At 67.3% G+C, this 17,271-nt stretch carries 14 protein-coding genes; 8 read left to right on the top strand and 6 right to left on the bottom strand.

All coding sequences use genetic code 11. The features are described from left to right. The 4 genes from RTN46_RS13305 to RTN46_RS13290 all read right to left on the bottom strand — a co-directional run. Positions 1-1,258, bottom strand: a 1,258-nt coding sequence (locus tag RTN46_RS13305; RefSeq protein ID WP_312182061.1) for a formimidoylglutamate deiminase, incomplete at its 3' end; no start/stop codon positions are given. Further along, entirely contained in the window at positions 1,255-2,454 is a 1,200-nt protein-coding gene (locus RTN46_RS13300; protein WP_312182060.1) for an allantoate amidohydrolase, read from the bottom strand. The genes RTN46_RS13305 and RTN46_RS13300, both read right to left, overlap by 4 nt. A gap of 39 nt (positions 2,455-2,493) precedes the next feature. Then, a complete protein-coding gene (gene hutU / locus RTN46_RS13295) occupies positions 2,494-4,182 on the bottom strand; it encodes a urocanate hydratase (RefSeq protein WP_312182059.1) in 1,689 nt (562 codons plus the stop codon). A 62-nt stretch (positions 4,183-4,244) separates the two neighbouring features. Beyond that, a complete protein-coding gene (locus RTN46_RS13290) occupies positions 4,245-4,901 on the bottom strand; it encodes a helix-turn-helix domain-containing protein (protein WP_312182057.1) in 657 nt (218 codons plus the stop codon). A gap of 352 nt (positions 4,902-5,253) precedes the next feature. Here RTN46_RS13290 and RTN46_RS13285 point away from each other — a divergent pair, with 352 nt between their 5' ends. Then, positions 5,254-5,898, top strand: coding sequence for an NAD(P)-binding domain-containing protein (locus RTN46_RS13285; protein WP_312182055.1), 645 nt, complete (start codon positions 5,254-5,256; stop codon positions 5,896-5,898). 75 nt (positions 5,899-5,973) lie between these two features. On the opposite strand, the gene RTN46_RS13280 is transcribed toward RTN46_RS13285, so the two are convergent. Further along, positions 5,974-7,980, bottom strand: coding sequence for an FAD/NAD(P)-binding protein (locus RTN46_RS13280; RefSeq protein ID WP_312182053.1), 2,007 nt, complete (start codon positions 7,978-7,980; stop codon positions 5,974-5,976). A gap of 287 nt (positions 7,981-8,267) precedes the next feature. On the opposite strand from RTN46_RS13280, the gene RTN46_RS17050 reads away from it, so the two are divergent. The 7 genes from RTN46_RS17050 to RTN46_RS13250 all read left to right on the top strand — a co-directional run bounded on the left by RTN46_RS17050 (position 8,268) and on the right by RTN46_RS13250 (position 16,721). Next, entirely contained in the window at positions 8,268-8,471 is a 204-nt protein-coding gene (locus RTN46_RS17050; protein WP_396157755.1) for a potassium-transporting ATPase subunit F, read from the top strand. After that, on the top strand, positions 8,471-10,132 hold the full coding sequence (gene kdpA, locus RTN46_RS13275) for a potassium-transporting ATPase subunit KdpA (RefSeq protein WP_312182051.1): 1,662 nt from the start codon (positions 8,471-8,473) through the stop codon (positions 10,130-10,132). The genes RTN46_RS17050 and kdpA overlap by 1 nt, the downstream gene beginning before the upstream one ends. 2 nt (positions 10,133-10,134) lie before the next feature. Next, entirely contained in the window at positions 10,135-12,303 is a 2,169-nt protein-coding gene (gene kdpB, locus RTN46_RS13270; RefSeq protein WP_312182049.1) for a potassium-transporting ATPase subunit KdpB, read from the top strand. A 73-nt stretch (positions 12,304-12,376) separates the two neighbouring features. Continuing rightward, positions 12,377-12,979 carry a potassium-transporting ATPase subunit KdpC gene (gene kdpC, locus RTN46_RS13265; RefSeq protein WP_312182048.1) on the top strand — a complete coding sequence of 201 codons (603 nt, stop codon included), beginning with the start codon at positions 12,377-12,379 and terminating at the stop codon, positions 12,977-12,979. A gap of 3 nt (positions 12,980-12,982) precedes the next feature. Then, positions 12,983-15,493 (top strand): DUF4118 domain-containing protein, encoded by a 2,511-nt coding sequence (locus tag RTN46_RS13260; protein WP_312182046.1) that lies wholly within the window; start codon positions 12,983-12,985, stop codon positions 15,491-15,493. Next, a complete protein-coding gene (locus tag RTN46_RS13255) occupies positions 15,490-16,164 on the top strand; it encodes a response regulator (RefSeq protein WP_312182044.1) in 675 nt (224 codons plus the stop codon). Before RTN46_RS13260 ends, RTN46_RS13255 begins: the two co-directional genes overlap by 4 nt. Before the next feature lie 89 nt (positions 16,165-16,253). Then, a complete protein-coding gene (locus tag RTN46_RS13250; protein ID WP_312182042.1) occupies positions 16,254-16,721 on the top strand; it encodes a MarR family winged helix-turn-helix transcriptional regulator in 468 nt (155 codons plus the stop codon). 65 nt (positions 16,722-16,786) lie between these two features. On the opposite strand, the gene RTN46_RS13245 is transcribed toward RTN46_RS13250, so the two are convergent. Next, the coding region (locus RTN46_RS13245) for an alpha/beta hydrolase fold domain-containing protein (RefSeq protein WP_312182041.1) at positions 16,787-17,271 on the bottom strand (485 nt) is incomplete at its 5' end.

Raw genomic sequence — 17,271 nt, 5'->3', positions numbered from 1 at the left:
CGCCCACAACGACGGCGGTAACGTCCTGTGCGGTGGCGCAGAGCGCCAGCTGGGCCGGGTCGGAGCCGGCGGTCCGTGCGCTGGCTGGATCCACGGCCATCAGGTCACACATGCGGCCTGCGGCGAAGCCGGGTGCCCGTCGGCCCTGGGCGGCAGCGCCGCCGTCGGACAAGGCAGTGTGCAGGTCAGCGGGAGTGAACCGGCCGCGGACTCCGGACGCCAGCCGCTCTCCGTGCTCCAGTGCCCGCATCTCCAGCCAGGGGTCGAGGACGGCGTGCTGGTCTGAGCCCAGGGCAATCCGTGCGCCGGCGGCTGCGAGTTCCGCGGCGGGGCCGATCCCGTCCGCGAGGTCGGCCTCGGTGCTGGGGCACATCACCACGGTGGCACCGGCCTCGCCGAGGAGGTCAATGTCCCCGGGAGTCAGGTGGGTGGCGTGGACGGCGGAGAGCCGGGTGGCCAGCAGGCCGTGCCGGTGCAGCAGCTGCACCGGGGTCAGACCGGTGGCCGCCAGGCAGGCCTCGTTCTCGGCGGGCTGCTCGGAGACATGGATGTGCAGCGGCAGGTCCGGGTCCAGGCCGTCGGCAATGGTCGCCAGGGCGTCGGCGGGAACGGCGCGGACGGAGTGCAGGGCTGCCCCCACCGTGACTTCGGCAGGATCGAATTCCGCTTCAATGGCTGCCCGGAGGTCTGCCAGCCGGTGCAGCCAAGCAGTGGCGCCGGCGTCCCCGAAGCGGAGCTGGTCATCTCCCAGGGGGTCGCCAAACCCGCCGGCCAGGTAACAGGTATCCAGCAGGGTGAGCCGGATGCCGGCGGCCCGGGCGGCGCGGCCCAGTGCCAGTTCCATGGCGTGCCCGGGATAGGGCGTGCCGTCCGGGCGGTGGTGCACGTAGTGGAATTCGGCGACGCTGGTGTAGCCGGCGGCCACCATTTCGACGAAAACGGCGGTGGCCAGCTCCTCATAGAGTTCCGGGGTCAGAGCACCGGCGGCCCGGTACATCGCCTCCCGCCAGGTCCAGAAGCTGTCCGCTCCCCCAATGTGGGTGCGGCCGCGGAGCACGCGGTGGAAAGCGTGTGAGTGGGCGTTCGAACCGGCCGGAAACACGACGCCGTTCAGCACCAGGTCTCCCGGGCGCGGATCGGCGCCGGTTTCCACCGCCGCGACGACGCCGGCGGAGTCAACGGTCAGCCGGACACCGGACTCGACCCGTCCGTCCCACACCGCCCGCTCACACCACACACCTGTGGCCCGTCCGGTCACAGCAGTGCCTCCAGGACATCGGCAAGCGCCTCGGCCGAGTAATCGGCGTCGGCGTCTTCCACATACTCCTCCGGGGAATGCGAGATTCCGGTGGGGTTGCGGACAAAAACCATTCCGGCGGGCACATGGCCGGCGAGGATTCCGGCGTCGTGCCCGGCACCGGTGCCCAGGACGGGGGCCTGCGGCAGGGCGAGCTGCAGCTGGCGCTGCAGGGCGGGGTCGAAGGTCGTGGTGGGGCTGAAGGATTCCCGGGTCAGGGTCACGGAGCAGCCTTCGAACGCGGCGATCTTCTGGGCCTTGCCGTGGATGGTCTCCACCAGCGCGGCAGTGACCGCGTCCTCTTCATGCCGGGCGTCCAGCCAGAGCTCCACCCGGGAGGCGATCACGTTGGTGCCGCCCGGGACGGCCTGGAGCCGGCCCACGGTGGCCCGCGCACCGGGCTGCGCCGCCGCGGTCTGCTGCACGGCACTGATGATCTGCGCGGCGGCGACCATCGGATCCGCCCGGTCCTCCATCAGGGTGGTTCCGGCATGGTTGCCCTGTCCGTGCACGGTGAGCTTCCAGCGGCCGTGCCCCAGGATGGAACTGCCGACGGCGACGGCGGGGCCCTCCTCGCCGAGCCCCCGGCCCTGTTCCACGTGCAGCTCCACGAAGTCCCCGATCCGTGCCAGCGCGTCCTCGTCCCGGCCGATGTGCTCCGGGGCCAGTCCGGCGGCGCGGGCTGCGTCGGCGAAGGTGATGCCGTCGGCGTCGCGCAGGTTCCGCGCCGTGTCCGGGTCGATGGCACCGGTGAGCAGGCGTGAGCCCAGGCAGGCGACGCCGAAGCGGGAGCCTTCCTCCTCCGGAAAGACGGTGATGGCCAGGGACCGGTTGGGCTGCACGCCGCGTTGTTTCAGGGTGTCCACCGCTGCGAGCGCCGCGGCGATGCCCAGCGGTCCGTCGAAGGCTCCGCCGCCCGGCACGGAATCCAAATGGCTTCCGGTGACCAGCGCACCCCTTTGCGGTTCGCCCCACCAGGCCCAGAGGATGCCGTTGCGGTCGGTCTCCACCGCGAGTCCGCGGGCCTCCGCTTCGGCCAGGAACCAACCCCGCAGGTCGGTTTCCGCAGTGGAGAACACGGGACGGCTGTACCCGCCGCGGACCGGATCGCGGCCAAGGCCGGAGATGGCGTCCAGGAGGGTGGTAACTGCTGCCATGGGAATGTCCTTGCTGAGTCTGGAGCGGGTGATTAGAGCTTATTCGGCCATCGGGATGCGGACGCCGCGCTCGGCGGCGACGGCCTCCGCTTCCGGGTAGCCGGCGTCGACGTGCCGCATGACTCCGGTACCGGGATCGTTGGTGAGCAGGGCCTCCAGCTTGCGGGCCGCCAGTTCCGTGCCGTCCGCCACGGAGACCTGCCCGGCATGCAGCGACCGGCCGATGCCGACACCGCCGCCGTGGTGGATCGATACCCAGGTGGCGCCGGAGGAGGTGTTGAGCAGGGCGTTCAGCAGCGGCCAGTCGGCGATCGCGTCGGAGCCGTCCTTCATCGCCTCCGTTTCGCGGTAGGGCGAGGCCACGGACCCGGAGTCAAGGTGGTCGCGGCCGATCACGATCGGTGCGGAGACCTTCCCCTCGGCGACCAGCCGGTTGAAAAGCAGTCCGGCCTTGGCCCGTTCGCCGTAGCCGAGCCAGCAGATCCGTGCCGGCAGGCCTTCGAATTCGACATGCTCCGCGGCGGCGTCCAGCCAGCGGTGCAGGTGTTCCTTTTCCGGAAAGAGATCCTTCAGCGCCGCGTCCGTGACGGCAATATCCGCCGGATCTCCGGAGAGCGCCACCCAGCGGAACGGGCCCATCCCTTCGCAGAACAGCGGCCGGATGTACGCCGGGACAAAGCCGGGGAACTCGAAGGCACGGTCATAGCCGCCCTGGCGGGCTTCGTCCCGGATCGAGTTGCCGTAGTCGAAGACCTCGGCCCCGGCGTCCTGGAAGCCGACCATGGCTTCGACGTGGCGGGCCATCGATGCCTGGGCCTTTTTGGTGAAGCCTTCCGGGTCTGCTTCGGCCTCCCGGTGCCAGTCCTGGACGCTGATGCCCGCGGGCAGGTAGCTCAGCGGATCGTGTGCCGAGGTCTGGTCGGTGACGATGTCGAAGTCGGCACCTTCTCCGGCGTTCCGGCGGCGCAGCAGCTCGGGGAAGACCTCCGCGGCGTTGCCCACCAGGCCTACGGAGAGTGCCCGGCCCTCGGCCTTGGCGGCCATCACCTTGGCGAGCGCGGCATCGAGGTCGGTTTCGACGTCGTCCAGGTAGCGTTTGCCGGCCCGGCGGCGGAGCCGGGTTTCATCGACGTCGACAATCAGCACCGCACCCCCGTTGAGTGTCACGGCCAGCGGCTGGGCCCCGCCCATTCCGCCGCAGCCGCCGGTGAGGGTGGCGGTGCCGGCCAGGGTTGCATTTTCATCTTTGAACAGTTTCCTGGCGATCGCGGCGAAGGTCTCATAGGTGCCCTGCAGGATGCCCTGGGTGCCGATGTAGATCCAGGAACCGGCGGTCATCTGCCCGTACATGGTCAGGCCTTCGGCTTCCAGGCGGCGGAATTCGGGCCAGGTGGACCAGTCCCCCACCAGGTTGGAGTTGGCGATCAGCACCCGCGGCGCCCACTCGTTGGTGCGGAAAACACCCACGGGCTTGCCGGACTGCACCAGCAGGGTTTCGTCGTCGTCCAGGGTTTTCAGCGTGCGGATGATCGCGTCGTAGGACTCCCAGTTGCGGGCGGCCTTGCCGGTGCCGCCGTAGACCACCAGGTCCTCGGGGCGTTCGGCGACCTCCGGATCGAGATTGTTCATCAGCATCCGCAGCGGCGCTTCGGTCTGCCAGCTCTTGGCATTCAATTCGGTGCCGCGGGGCGCCCGAACGGTGCGGGGGGTGATTGGCGTCTGAGTCATGGGGTTCTCCGTCGTCATTGTCGGTGGTGGAAGTCCGGTGGTGGAAGGTAAAGCGTGTCTTGCTAGCCCGAGGCGTGGACTGAGCCGGTCTCTGCCGTCAGCACCTGGCAAATCTGCCCGATTCTCTCGGCACTCATTCTGTAACTGGGGACAACGACGCTCATCGACGCCACGGCTTTCCCGCCCGCCACCAGCGGAATGGCGACGGCGGTGATGTCCGGTTCGACGCCGTCGCTCACCACCGCGCAGCCGTTCGGTCCGGTCTGTGCCTGCAGCGCCATGCCTGCGGCGCTTCCTTCCAGCACGAAGCGCCGGCCCACCCAGTTGACGTGGCGGACGGATTGCGTGCCTTCGGCGATGGCGATGTAGAGGCCGTGTCCGCCGTCGGCGGCGATGCTGAGGTAGGTCGATTCTCCGGTCTGCGCCACGATCCGGTCCATTGCGGCACGGTAGGTGGAGATCAGTGATTCCTGGCTGAGGGCCAGCACACCGAGCTGCACGATGGCCGGTCCTGGGCGGTAGGTCCCGGTCTCTTCCCGGCGGACAAAGTCAGCGCCCTCCAGCGTGCGCAGCAGCCGCAGTGCGGTGCTGGTGGACAGGCCGGCTGCCTTGGCCGCCTCGGACTGCGTCACGGCTCCCTGCTGGCACACCACGCTGAGCAGGGCCAGGGCGCGTTCAACCGTCCGGGTGGTGCTGTCTGCCTTCGTTGCCTCGGTCATGCTCCTGCTTTCACGCGCCCACTGTTGCCACCCAGTAAAACAACAATTTCATTAGGTGGCAAGGGTGTGGTCGTGACGCGCGGGACAGCGGGGCCGCGGGTCCCTTAAGTATCGCGTGCGCACATCTGGAGGGTGATCCGGGATTTACATCACCAGTTCCGCGCACCGACCAGGACGAAAGTCACCAGATCTGCGTACCCGCGGGCCAACCTCCGGACGCTTGCCCCGCTCGAAGCAGGAATTAATCAGGCCTCTCCCGAGGGGCGAAACACCCCTTACCTACCCACACCACCGCACATAACGAAATGATTCCTGTGAACTTTCTGTCCCGACTTTTTGGAAGAAGTAGAAAATGACTGATATCACCATCATCGGAACCGGCAATATGGCCCGCGGTCTCGCCACCCGGGCGATCGCCGCCGGAAAGTCCGTCCAGCTGCTGGCGCACGAGGACAAGGCCAAGGCAGATGCACTCGCAGCAGAACTCGGAGGGCAGATTTCCACGGGTGTGCTGGGCGAGGAGCTCACGAGCAGCCTCGTCATCCCGGCCGTCTATTTAGATGCCGCGAAAGACATTCTGGCCCGCTACGGAGATTCCCTGAGCGGGAAAGTTTACGTCGACATCACCAACCCGATCGACTTCTCCACCTTCGAAGGCCTGTCTGTGCCCGCCGGCTCCTCCGCGGCCGAAGAACTGCAGAAGGCCACCGCTGCGAAGGTCATCAAGGCTTTCAACACCACTTTCGGCGCCACGCTGGCGGAAGGCGCGGTAGCGGGGCAGCCCTTGGATGTCCTGATCGCCGGAGACGACGCCGCCGCGGTCCGGGCCGTTGCGGACTTTGCCGCGGCCGCCGGACTCAATCCTGTGGTTGTTGGGCCCCAGCGCCGCGCGCAGCAGCTAGAGCAGGCAGGCTTCCTCCACATCCTGCTCTCTGCCAACGACCAGCTCCCCGCCTACCAGTGGAACTCTGCTCTGAAGGTAGTTCCGGCAGCTTAAACACCCACCCCGCCCGGTGCGGCGCCGCCGTTCTAAGCCAGCTCACCCGTTCTAAGCCAGCTCAATGGGCAGGAGTTACACACCGGCCTGAACGGCAGCAGGATCCGTTCCAGCGTGGTCCCCGCTGTGACCCACGGCGCCGGACCCCGCACGCTGCCCGCGGCCGCCCAGGATCGCGGCGGCAATGTCATCGGCGTCGCGGAGGGTCCTGGCACCGGCATCGGCCGGTGCACCGGCCTCGGCGGCGATAGCCGTGCCCCACTGCACCGAAGAGAGCTGCAGGCCCAGCACGTACAGGTCCTTCTGCGGTTCGCCCTTGATATCCAGGGGCCGGTACGGCGGCAGCGAAACATCCAGCCCCGTGGTGAATACCGCCGTGCCGTCCGCGGCCATCATGACCCGGGGACGGGCCATCCCCCGGTCCAGCATCCCGGCGAGCAGCGGGGACAGGTTCGCGCTGACCCGGTTGGCCGGCATCATGGCCTCCACCAGGGTTGTTGCTGCGTGTTCCTCGGGTGACCACGGGGAGGAAGCCGTGAAGACCGAACGGGCCTCGTCGACGTCGAACCGCGGATCCGGGCCCACAAAATGCACCAGTCCGGCGCGGGTCAGGGCTGCCAGCTGCTCGATCCGCTCCGGCGGCGGGCCGCTGGCGAGCCCTTCGACCAGGGGTTCGAACCAGCCGCGCAGCTCGGTGAGCCAGGACTCTTCGGAGAGGCCGCCGTCGGCCACCACTGCCTTGAGCACCGAACGCCCCGCGTTCAGCGCCCCGATCGCCATCTTCAGCGGATCATCTTCGCCCTTCGCAGACCCGGCGGCATCGGCTTCGAGGTAGGCCAGGATGGCGGAGTCCACGTCGGCGGCACCGGTGAAGGGCCGTCTGCCCAGCGGCTGGGCGAGGGCTTCCAAGCTTGTCCGGTGCTCCGCGGGAACGCAGCGCTGGAGCACTTCCTCCTTGGCGGCGTCCCAGTCGGGGCCATCCACGCTGAGCGCAGCTTCCAACTCCTGCAGGAAATCGCTCGGGGCAACGGTGAGGCATTCCGGGGTGGTCCGGGCCAGCGTGGAGTAGTACGCCCAGATGGCGTCCCGGTGCAGCAGTGGCCAGAAATCGTGGTCGAAGCCGGGCTGAATGCCTTCGGCGGCGAAACTCCCCGCCGCTTCCCGGGTGAACCAGCGCAGCGTCACACTCCGCGGCAGATAGCTCTGCAGCTGTGCCTTGGCCCGGTAGGGCGTGCCGCGGCGGGAAGCGGCGACCAGCACCGGTTCCCGGCCGCTGGGTTCGTAGCGCAGCGCCCGTCCTGCGGGTTCGCCGGTGCTTTCGAACCGTCCGCCGCGGCCCAGCGTCACCTGCGCCATGATGTCGAAGAAGTTCAGTCCCAAGCCGCGCACCAGCACCGGTTCCCCGGCGGGCAGCACGGAAAAGTCCGCGTCCGCCGGCACAGCCGGCGGGAGGTAGCGCAGGCCCAGCCGCGCTGCGGCATCGCTGAGCCGGGACTGCTCCGGGTTCAGGGCCGCGGGCAGGTGCCCAATGGCCAGGACAACGGCGTCGGCAGCCAGGTCCGCCTCACCGGCAAGTTCAATACTGAAGCCGGACTCGGTGCGGGCAAGGGCCAAGGCCTCGGTACGGTGATGGACGACGGCGGCACCGGCCTTGCCTGCCGCTGCGGCCAGTCGCGCATAGGTCCATTCCAGGTACCGGCCGTACACGGCCCGGCTCGGGAAGTCTCCCGCTTCCAGGCGGGCAATTTCCTCCCGGTCCCCTGCGCTCAGGGCCGGCGCGGGATCCACCGACATGCGCCGCGCCCACTCGCCGAAGGAGAGCCCGGCGACGGACGGCGCGAATCCATCCCCCGGAGCCGGGGCCACGGTGGGAAACAGGCAGGGTGTGTTCATGAGGAACAGCCGGGACTGGCCGGTGCGCCAGACGTGCCCGGGCCCCGGGTCGAAGGGATCCACCATCCGGATCTCCAGGGCCGGGCGGTCCGGCAGCTCAAGGTACCTCGCGAGCAGCCGGTCCAAGACGGAGATCCCGCGCGGGCCGGCTCCGATGACGGCAACGCGGAGTCTCTGTGTTTTAGGCATGTCCTAAGGATATCGGTCCCTTCGCACCCGGCCGGGCCGACCCCCAGGACCACCGGCCGGCCTAGGTAAAGGACACAAAGACAAAAACGCCCGCCACGAAAACACCCAGAACCAGAAAGGAAGGAGGCAGCAGCGATACAGGCCTGCCCGGGGACGCTACCGTGTCAGAACCGCTTGGATTTCGTTATGGTTCGCCCACGCCGCGTTAATAATCCGTGAGGATTCCGAGAACGGCATCCCAACGGGCTTGTACTCGGTGAGGCGCTTCGGCGTCCCCCGCCGGACCGGTGGGAGGAGAACGAACTTTCTTGGGGGAACCCCTTGTTGGATGTAATAGCAGTTCTGGGCATTGTGGCGGTCTTCACCGCGTTGGCCCTGGTGGCCCGGGTGGTGGAGAAGCTGTGAACTTCTTCGATTACGCGGCCCTCATCCTCGCCCTTGCGGCCGTCATTTATGTGTTGGCCGCTTTGCTGCGACCGGAGAAATTCTGATGGCGGTTTGGCTGGCTGCCGGCCAGTTCCTGGCCCTCGCAGTAATTCTGGCCGTTGTGCACCGCCCCTTGGGGGATTACATGGCCCGGGTCTTCACCTCCGAGAAGGACTTGTGGGTGGAGCGTGGTTTTTACCGGCTGATCGGGGTGGCGCCTCGCTCCGGCCAATCGTGGCAGTCCTATCTCCGGGGAGTCCTGTTCTTCTCCGCGGCCGGAGTGCTCGCCCTTTATCTGCTGCAGCGGACGCAGCATCTCCTTCCCGGCTCGCTGGGGTTGCCTGCGGTTCCCGAAGGTCTCGCCTTTAACACCGCGGCTTCGTTCGTCACAAACACCAACTGGCAGTCCTACGCCCCCGAAGCCACTATGGGCTACGCGGTCCAGGCCAGTGGGCTGGCGGTGCAGAACTTCCTGTCTGCGGCTGTTGGCTTGGCCGTGGCCGTGGCGTTGGTGCGTGGATTCGCGGCCCACAACAGCTCAACGATCGGCAACTTCTGGGTTGACCTCACCCGCTCGCTAACCCGCGTGCTGGTGCCGGGCGCCGTTCTGGCGGCTGCCCTGCTCCTGCTGGGCGGGGTGATCCAGAACTTTAACGGTTTCATTGAACTCTCCACGCTTACCGGGGGCACCCAGACGGTTCCCGGCGGTCCGGTCGCCACCCAGGAAGCCATCAAGCTGCTTGGCACTAACGGCGGCGGCTTCTTCAACGCCAACTCGGCCCACCCGTTCGAAAACCCCAGCGCGTGGACCAATCTCCTCTCGATAGTCCTGATGCTGGTGATTCCCTTTAGCCTTCCGCGCACCTTTGGAACCATGATCGGTGACCGGCGGCAGGGCTACGCGATCCTGGCCGTTATGGCCGGTATCTTCACCGTCTCCCTCGCTGCCATGACGCTGTTCGAGTATCAGGCCGCCAGCGGGGCCGCCGGATCTCTTGAGGGCAAGGAACAGCGTTTTGGTATCGCGGGGTCCACCCTGTTCGGAACCACCAGCACCCTCACCTCAACCGGCGCCGTAAACTCGATGCATGACAGCTTCAGCCCGCTTGGCGGGATGATGGCAATGCTCAACATGATGTTGGGCGAAGTCGCTCCCGGCGGAGTCGGGTCCGGCCTCTACGGCATGCTGATCCTGGCCGTAGTCGCCTCGTTCGTAGCCGGCCTGCTCGTCGGCCGCACCCCCGAGTACCTGGGCAAAAAAATAGGTCCCCGGGAAATCAAGCTGGCCTCCCTTTATGTCCTGACCATGCCGACCCTGGTCCTGGCCGGAACTGCGCTGAGCTTCGCGTTGCCCGGAGTCCGGGAGGAAATTGCCGGCACCTCCATTCTTAATACCGGCCCGCATGGCTTCAGCGAGGTGCTCTACGCCTTCACCTCCGCAGCCAACAACAACGGCTCCGCGTTCGCGGGGCTGACCGCCAATACACCTTGGCTGAACACCGCTCTGGGCTTGGTGATGCTGTTGGGCCGTTTCCTTCCCATCATTTTCGTCCTGGCGCTTGCTGGTGCGCTGGCTGCCCAAAACAAAGTCCCGGTTACGGCAGGCACACTGCCAACCCACCGGCCGCAGGCCGTGGTGATGCTGGCCGGCGTCACAGTCATCGTGACCGCTCTAACTTTCTTCCCCGTACTAGCGCTGGGTCCCCTGGCAGAAGGACTGATCTGAACATGTCCACCGTCACCACACACCACCGCTCCCAACACCACAGCCACTCACCCCATGGCCACCCACCTGCAGAGCACCGTAGCGCGCTCTCCTGGTCGCAGCTGGCAGCCGCGTTGCCCGTTGCCCTGCGAAAGCTGAATCCCCGGCAGATGTGGCACACGCCGATCATGCTGCTGGTCGAGGCGGGGGCCGTCCTCATTACGGCCATCGCGGTTTCGGAGACCGTCGCCGGAGTATCTCCCGATTCCGGCGGCAGCCCGGTCCCCGCAAGTTTCACTTGGCTGATCGCACTCTGGCTCTGGCTCACGGTGATTTTCGCCAACCTGGCCGAAGCCGTGGCAGAAGGCCGAGGCAAGGCGCAGGCCGCTTCACTGCGCGCTACCCGCACCACCACCGCCGCCCGGCGGGTGCAGGGATACGATCCACAAACCGACGCCGCTGCCCTGCGGACCGCCGTCGAGGATGTGGCCTCGGCCGACCTGATGCAGGGCGACGTAGTGGTGGTGGTCGCTGGCGAGGTGATCCCCGGCGACGGCGACATCATCGACGGCATCGCCTCTGTGGACGAATCCGCGATTACCGGTGAGTCGGCTCCGGTCGTGCGGGAATCCGGCGGCGACCGTTCCGCCGTCACCGGCGGAACGCGCGTTCTCTCCGACCGGATCGTCGTCCGCATTACCAGCAAGCCCGGTGAAACATTCGTGGACCGGATGATCGGGCTCGTGGAGGGCGCCGCCCGCCAGAAGACACCAAACGAAATTGCCCTCGACATCCTTCTGTCTGCACTCACCCTGGTGTTCCTCATCGTCGTCCTGACACTGAATCCGATGGCAGGCTATGCCGGGGGCACGGTCAGCGTTCCCGTCCTGGTGGCCTTGCTGGTGTGCCTCATCCCCACCACCATCGGTGCACTCCTGTCCGCTATCGGGATTGCCGGCATGGACCGGCTGGTTCAGCACAACGTCCTGGCGATGTCCGGGCGTGCTGTCGAAGCCGCCGGAGACGTAACCACGCTCCTGCTGGATAAGACCGGCACCATTACCTACGGCAACCGCCAGGCTGCGGAGTTTATCCCCGTAGCCGGCTCGGAGGCTGCCGAACTGATTATGGCCGCGGCACAGTCCTCGGCCCCCGATCCGACACCCGAAGGGCGCTCCATCGTGGAGCTGGCGGCTTCCCTCGGCGTCCATCCGGATCCGGAAACCGATGCCACCGCGGTTCCTTTCACGGCCCAGACCCGGATGAGCGGGCTGGACTTTCCGGACGGATCCCAGGTCCGCAAGGGCGCTGGTTCTGCAGTCCTGGATTGGGCGAGTAAGGACGGCGGCGTCGAGGTCTCGGTCCTCTCTGACCTGGCCTACCGGGTGGACAAGGTATCGGCGGAGGGCGGCACCCCCCTGGTCGTCGCCGTGCGCGATGCTTCCGGCAGCACCAGGATCCTGGGCATCGTGCACTTGAAGGACGTCGTCAAGACCGGCCTGAAGGAGCGCTTTGCCCAGCTTCGCCTGATGGGCATCAAAACGGTGATGATCACCGGCGACAACCCGCAAACGGCCAAAGCCATCGCCGCGGAAGCCGGCGTCGACGACTACCTGGCCGAAGCCACGCCGGAAGACAAAATGGCGTTCATCCGCCGGGAGCAGGAAGGCGGCCGGCTGGTCGCCATGACCGGGGACGGCACAAACGACGCCCCGGCCCTGGCGCAGGCGGACGTCGGCGTCGCCATGAACACCGGAACCTCCGCGGCCAAGGAAGCCGGGAACATGGTGGATCTGGATTCCGATCCGACCAAACTGATCGACATTGTCCGGATCGGGAAGCAGCTGCTGATTACCCGCGGTGCGCTGACGACGTTCTCCATCGCCAACGACGTCGCCAAGTACTTCGCCATCATCCCGGCAATGTTCGTAGGCCTTTTCCCCGGCCTGGCGGTACTGAACATCATGGGGCTCAGTTCCCCGGCCTCGGCGATCCTCTCTGCCGTCATTTTCAACGCCCTGGTGATCCTGGTCCTGATCCCGCTCGCCCTGCGCGGAGTGAAGTACCGTGCCTCCGGCGCTGCCGGGATCCTCAACCGCAATCTGCTGGTCTTCGGCGTCGGTGGTGTGATCGCCCCGTTCCTCGGGATCAAGCTGATCGACCTCGCAGTGTCTCTGCTTCCGGGGTTCTGATGCCGGCCCTCCGCTCCCACCCTCTCTCTACCCTGCCTCAAGATTCCATCCAGACCATCCCGAAGGACACTCCATGACCGCGCTGCGCTCCTCTGCCAGACAACTGGGCACCGCTGTCCGGGCCCTGCTCCTGTTCACCCTCGCGTTGGGCGTCGCCTACCCGCTGATCGCCACCGGGGCGGCGCAGGTCGCGGCCGGCTCCCTGGCCAACGGCTCGCTTACCTCCTCGGACGGCAGCGAAACCGGTTCGGTGCTGATCGGACAGTCCTTTACCGACGACTCCGGGGCGCCGCTGCCGGAATGGTTCCAGTCCCGCCCGTCCGCGGGAGGCTACGACGGCGCCGTGTCCGGAGGCACCAATCTGGGACCTTCCAGCGCCGAGCTGCAGGATTCCGTGGCAGAACGGCGGGCCGCGGTCGCGGCCTTTGAAGGGGTGGACCCGGCAGATGTGCCAGCGGATGCCGTGACCGCCTCTGCCTCCGGGCTTGATCCGCACATCAGCCCCGAATACGCCTTCCTGCAAGCAGACCGGGTGGCCCGCGCCAGGGGCCTTTCCCCCGACACCGTGCACTCGCTCGTGGAGGATTCCGCCCGCGGCCGTACTCTGGGGGTCTTGGGCGAACCAACCGTGAATGTGTTGGAACTCAACATTGCGTTGAAGGGGCTGGACACTTAACACATGGCACGTGGAGAACTCCGGGTCTTCCTTGGGGCTGCCCCGGGAGTGGGCAAGACCTACAGCATGCTTGAGGAAGGCCACCGGCTGCGTGGCGAGGGATTGGACGTGGTGGTGGCGGTGGTGGAAACCCACGGCCGCGCCGCGACGTCCGCCATCGCAAGGGGACTGGAGCAGGTCCCGTTGCGCCGGGTCGACCATCGGGGTCTCGAACTGGACGAAATGGATCTGGCAGCGGTCTTGGAACGGCATCCGGACTTTGCCCTCGTGGACGAACTGGCCCATACCAATGCGCCGGGCCTGGAACACACCAAGCGGTGGGAGGACGTTGAGGATCTGCTGGCCGCCGGCATCAACGTCCTGTCCACCGTGAATGTCCAGCACATCGACTCGCTTAACGACGTCATTGAAGGCATCACCGGCACCGTACAACGCGAGACCGTGCCGGACAGCGTCCTGCGGGCCGCGAACCAGATCGAGCTGGTGGACATCGCCCCGGAACTGCTCCGGGGACGGCTGGCCGAGGGCATCATCTACCCGGCCCCACGGGTGGATGCGGCCATGTCGAATTACTTCCGGATGGGCAACCTCACCGCCCTGCGGGAACTGACCCTGCTCTGGCTGGCTGACGAAGTCGACAGCGCCCTTAACCGGTACCGCACCGAGAAGGAAATCCGCAGCAAATGGGAGGCCCGGGAGCGGGTCGTGGTGGCACTGACCGGTGGCCCGGAAGGCCAGACCCTGCTTCGGCGGGGGGCCAGGATCGCGGCACGCTCCTCCGGCGGGGAACTCATCGCCGTGCATGTGACCAATCCCGATGGCCTGCGGGCGGCTTATCCCGGCGAACTGGCGGTGCAGCGGACCCTCGTTGAAAAGCTCGGCGGCACGTTCCATCAGGTGGTGGGCACAGACATTCCCTCCGACCTGGTGGGATTTGCCCGCTCGGTCAATGCCACCCAGCTGGTGATTGGCGTCAGCCGCCGTCCTCGGATGCGCGGGCTGTTGGGCGGGCCAGGGATCGGCGCCACCGTCATCCGGCAGTCCGGGGACATCGACGTCCATATTGTCAACCACGGTGCTGCCGGGGCACACCGCGGGCTCCCGCGCCTCGGCGGAGCACTAAGCGTCCGACGCCGGCTGGCCGGCTTTGCCCTGGCCCTGGCCGGTGGGCCGCTGCTCACCTGGCTGCTGGTTTGGCTCCGCACCCCGGAATCGATTACCAGCGACGTCCTGTCCTATCAGCTCCTGGTGATCGTTGTGGCCCTGGCCGGCGGGATCTGGCCCGCGCTTTTCGCCGCCCTGCTTTCCGGGCTGACGCTGGACTATTTCTTTATCCAGCCGCAGTACACCGTGACCATCGCCGATCCGGTGCATTGGTTGGCCCTCGTCCTCTACACGGCCAATGCCCTGCTCGTTAGCTACGTAGTGGACCGGGCCGCGCACCGCTCCCGCATAGCCCGACGGGCGGCGTCGGAGTCGGATCTCCTGGCCGCCGTCGCCGGGAATGTCCTGCGCGGAGAGGACGCTCCGCAGGCGCTGGTGAGCCGGGTGCAGGAGGCCTTCAGCCTCACGGGCGTTGACCTGCGCGCCGGGGATACCGAGCTGGCCCGCGCGGGAACCGTTCCGCCGTCGGCCGTTCCAACGGCCCGGATCCCGGTGGGGGAAAGCGCCGAGCTGCTGCTCCACGGGCGGGTGCTCGAGGGTGCGGATCTGCGGCTGCTGGGCGTCATCACCGCTCAGCTGCAGGCCGCGCTGGAGTACCGGGACCTGTCGGAGAAGGCCGAAGGCATGGGACCGCTGGCCGCGGCGGACAAGGTACGCACGGCGTTGCTGGCAGCCGTTGGACACGACCTGCGCCGACCGCTCACGGCGGCGACGGCGGCCGTGACCGGGCTGCGCGCCCCGGATATCAAATGGTCCGAAGCGGACCGGAGCGAGCTGCTCGCAACGGCGGAGGAATCCTTGGCCACGCTGTCGGATCTGGTGACCAGCCTGCTGGACGTGAGCCGGCTGCAGGCCGGCGCGTTGGCAGTGTCCTTAGCCCCACTCGAAACCGCCGACGCCGTTCTGCCCGCCCTCGAAGAGCTGAGCCTCGGGCCAGCCGAGGTACAGCTGGACATCCGCAGCGGCCTGCCCCCGCTCCTGGGTGACGCCGTGCTGCTGCAGCGGGTCCTGGTCAATGTCCTCGCCAACGCGGTCCGGTTCTCTCCCGCGGACACCAAGGTGCTGGTCACGGCCAGTGAGTTCGCCGGCCAGGTGGAAATCCGCGTCATCGACTACGGGCCGGGGATTGCGCCCGAGCGCGGCGACGACGTCTTTATTCCCTTCCAACGGCTCGGCGATACCGATAACCAGACCGGGCTGGGCCTGGGCCTCGCGGTGGCCCGGGGATTTATGGAAGGCATGGGCGGTACGTTGAAGACCGATCAAACACCCGGAGGCGGAATGACCATGGTCCTGTCCCTGCCAGCAGCAACCGTCCCGCAGCCCGCCGATGCACAGGCAGGACAATGAGGATCCTTCTGGCCGACGACGATATCCAGATCCTTCGGGCACTGCGCATCACCCTGGCCGCCTATGGGTACGAGGTCATCGCCGCCCAGGACGGGGTGTCGGCGGTACGCAAGGCCGTTGATTCCCATCCCGACCTGATGGTCCTGGACCTGGGCATGCCTGGACTCAGCGGCATGGAAGTCATCGAGGCCGTCCGTGGCTGGAGCAGTATTCCCATCCTCGTTATCTCCGGTCGCTCGGATTCGGCGGACAAGGTCAGGGCACTGGATCTTGGCGCCGACGACTACGTGACCAAACCGTTTTCAGCCGAGGAACTGCTCGCCCGGATCCGCGCCCTGAGCCGGCGGACCGCAGCCGTGCAGGACAGCCCCGAATTCACGTTTGGGAACGTCCGGGTGGACCTGGCCGCCCGTCAGGTCTCGCGGCTCGACGACGGCACGGCCATCCGCTTGACTCCCACCGAATGGCATCTTTTGGCGGCCCTGCTCCAGCGCCCCGGGCGTCTCCTGACCCAGGCACAGCTGCTGGGCGAAGTGTGGGGGCCCGGCACTACCGATGCCGGATATTTGCGCCTGTACATGGCGCAGCTGCGGCGCAAGCTCGAACCGGATCCCAGCGCTCCGGTGCACCTGTTGACCGAACACGGCATGGGGTACCGGTTCCAGCCCTGACCGTAGCCTCCACAGAACTGGGTTTCCCAGCAGACTATTTGCCCCAGAGAACATCTCTGGCACCACAGAAACGGGGCTATCATGGGGCAATGAGCAAAGGCAGCACCGGGACCGGCAGCCCGGAACCCGTACCCGGCGACCTCGCGTGGAATCTGGGCACCGTGGCGGGCTGCTATCAGGCCCGGCTGGAAGACGTCCTCACCGGGATGCCAGGTGGCCTGCGCGGATTCCAGGTGGTCTCCGCCGTCGTGCACCACGCCCCGGAAAATCAACAGGCCCTGGGGGCCCGGGTGGGCATTGACCGGACGGTGCTGACGTACCTGCTCGACACCCTGGTAGCGGCAGGCTCTGTAGAGCGGATCCCCGATCCCGCGGACCGCCGGGCACGGAAAGTCATTGCCACGGACGCCGGCCGTGAAACCCTGACCCGTTGTGAGCAGCTGGTCGCGGAGACAGAGCGGGAGCTGCTGGCGGGGCTGGGGGACGGCGAGGCCGCGATGTTTGAAGCCCTGCTCCGCCGCCTGGCCGCCTCCGTAAAGGGCTCGTCGGAGGCCTGACTTCTGCCGTCAGCTGCCCGGCTGAAACCTCCAGCGCGCTCCGGCCTCCTAAGCCGGCCAGCACCCTACCGCAGCGTCCGGGCGGCCAACCCCCGGCGCAGGGCCACGAGCTGGCTATTCACGAAATCACGTGAAACCTGCGCCCGGGGTTCCCTGCCTTCGAAGCCGTGATAGGCCCCCGGCACCACTTCCAGCGCGCACTCCACCCCGGCGTCGGCCAGCCGCTTGGCATAGGCCACGTCCTCATCGTGGAAGAGGTCATTGGTGCCGACACCGATCCACGCCGGCGGCAGCCCTGCCAGGTCCGGATGCCGGGCCCGGGCCGCCAGGGCAGGTACGCCGTCGGAGCCCGCCGCCGGGCCCACATAGGACCGCCAGCCGAACCGGTTGCTGCGTTGGTTCCACAACCGCAGCGAGCGTTCATCCACCTCACGCAGCACGGTCCGGTCATCAAGCATCGGGTAGACCAGCAGCTGGAAAACCGGCCGGATGCCGCCGCGGTCCCGGGCCAGCAGCGCCAGTGCCGCGGCCAGGCCTGCGCCGGCGCTCG

It is taken from the genome of Arthrobacter sp. (genome assembly GCF_031988865.1).
Lineage (GTDB): Bacteria > Actinomycetota > Actinomycetes > Actinomycetales > Micrococcaceae > Arthrobacter_B.
The sequence above is the reverse complement of the archived record's forward strand: the minus strand, read 5'-3'. Positions and strand labels throughout refer to the sequence as shown.

Coding starts and splice junctions, on each gene's coding strand:
- RTN46_RS13300 (WP_312182060.1), bottom strand. CDS start 2,454: ATGGCAGCAGTTACCACCCTCCTGGACGCCATCTCCGGCCTTGGCCGC.
- hutU (WP_312182059.1), bottom strand. CDS start 4,182: ATGACTCAGACGCCAATCACCCCCCGCACCGTTCGGGCGCCCCGCGGC.
- RTN46_RS13290 (WP_312182057.1), bottom strand. CDS start 4,901: ATGACCGAGGCAACGAAGGCAGACAGCACCACCCGGACGGTTGAACGC.
- RTN46_RS13285 (WP_312182055.1), top strand. CDS start 5,254: ATGACTGATATCACCATCATCGGAACCGGCAATATGGCCCGCGGTCTC.
- RTN46_RS13280 (WP_312182053.1), bottom strand. CDS start 7,980: ATGCCTAAAACACAGAGACTCCGCGTTGCCGTCATCGGAGCCGGCCCG.
- kdpA (WP_312182051.1), top strand. CDS start 8,471: ATGGCGGTTTGGCTGGCTGCCGGCCAGTTCCTGGCCCTCGCAGTAATT.
- kdpB (WP_312182049.1), top strand. CDS start 10,135: ATGTCCACCGTCACCACACACCACCGCTCCCAACACCACAGCCACTCA.
- kdpC (WP_312182048.1), top strand. CDS start 12,377: ATGACCGCGCTGCGCTCCTCTGCCAGACAACTGGGCACCGCTGTCCGG.
- RTN46_RS13260 (WP_312182046.1), top strand. CDS start 12,983: ATGGCACGTGGAGAACTCCGGGTCTTCCTTGGGGCTGCCCCGGGAGTG.
- RTN46_RS13255 (WP_312182044.1), top strand. CDS start 15,490: ATGAGGATCCTTCTGGCCGACGACGATATCCAGATCCTTCGGGCACTG.
- RTN46_RS13250 (WP_312182042.1), top strand. CDS start 16,254: ATGAGCAAAGGCAGCACCGGGACCGGCAGCCCGGAACCCGTACCCGGC.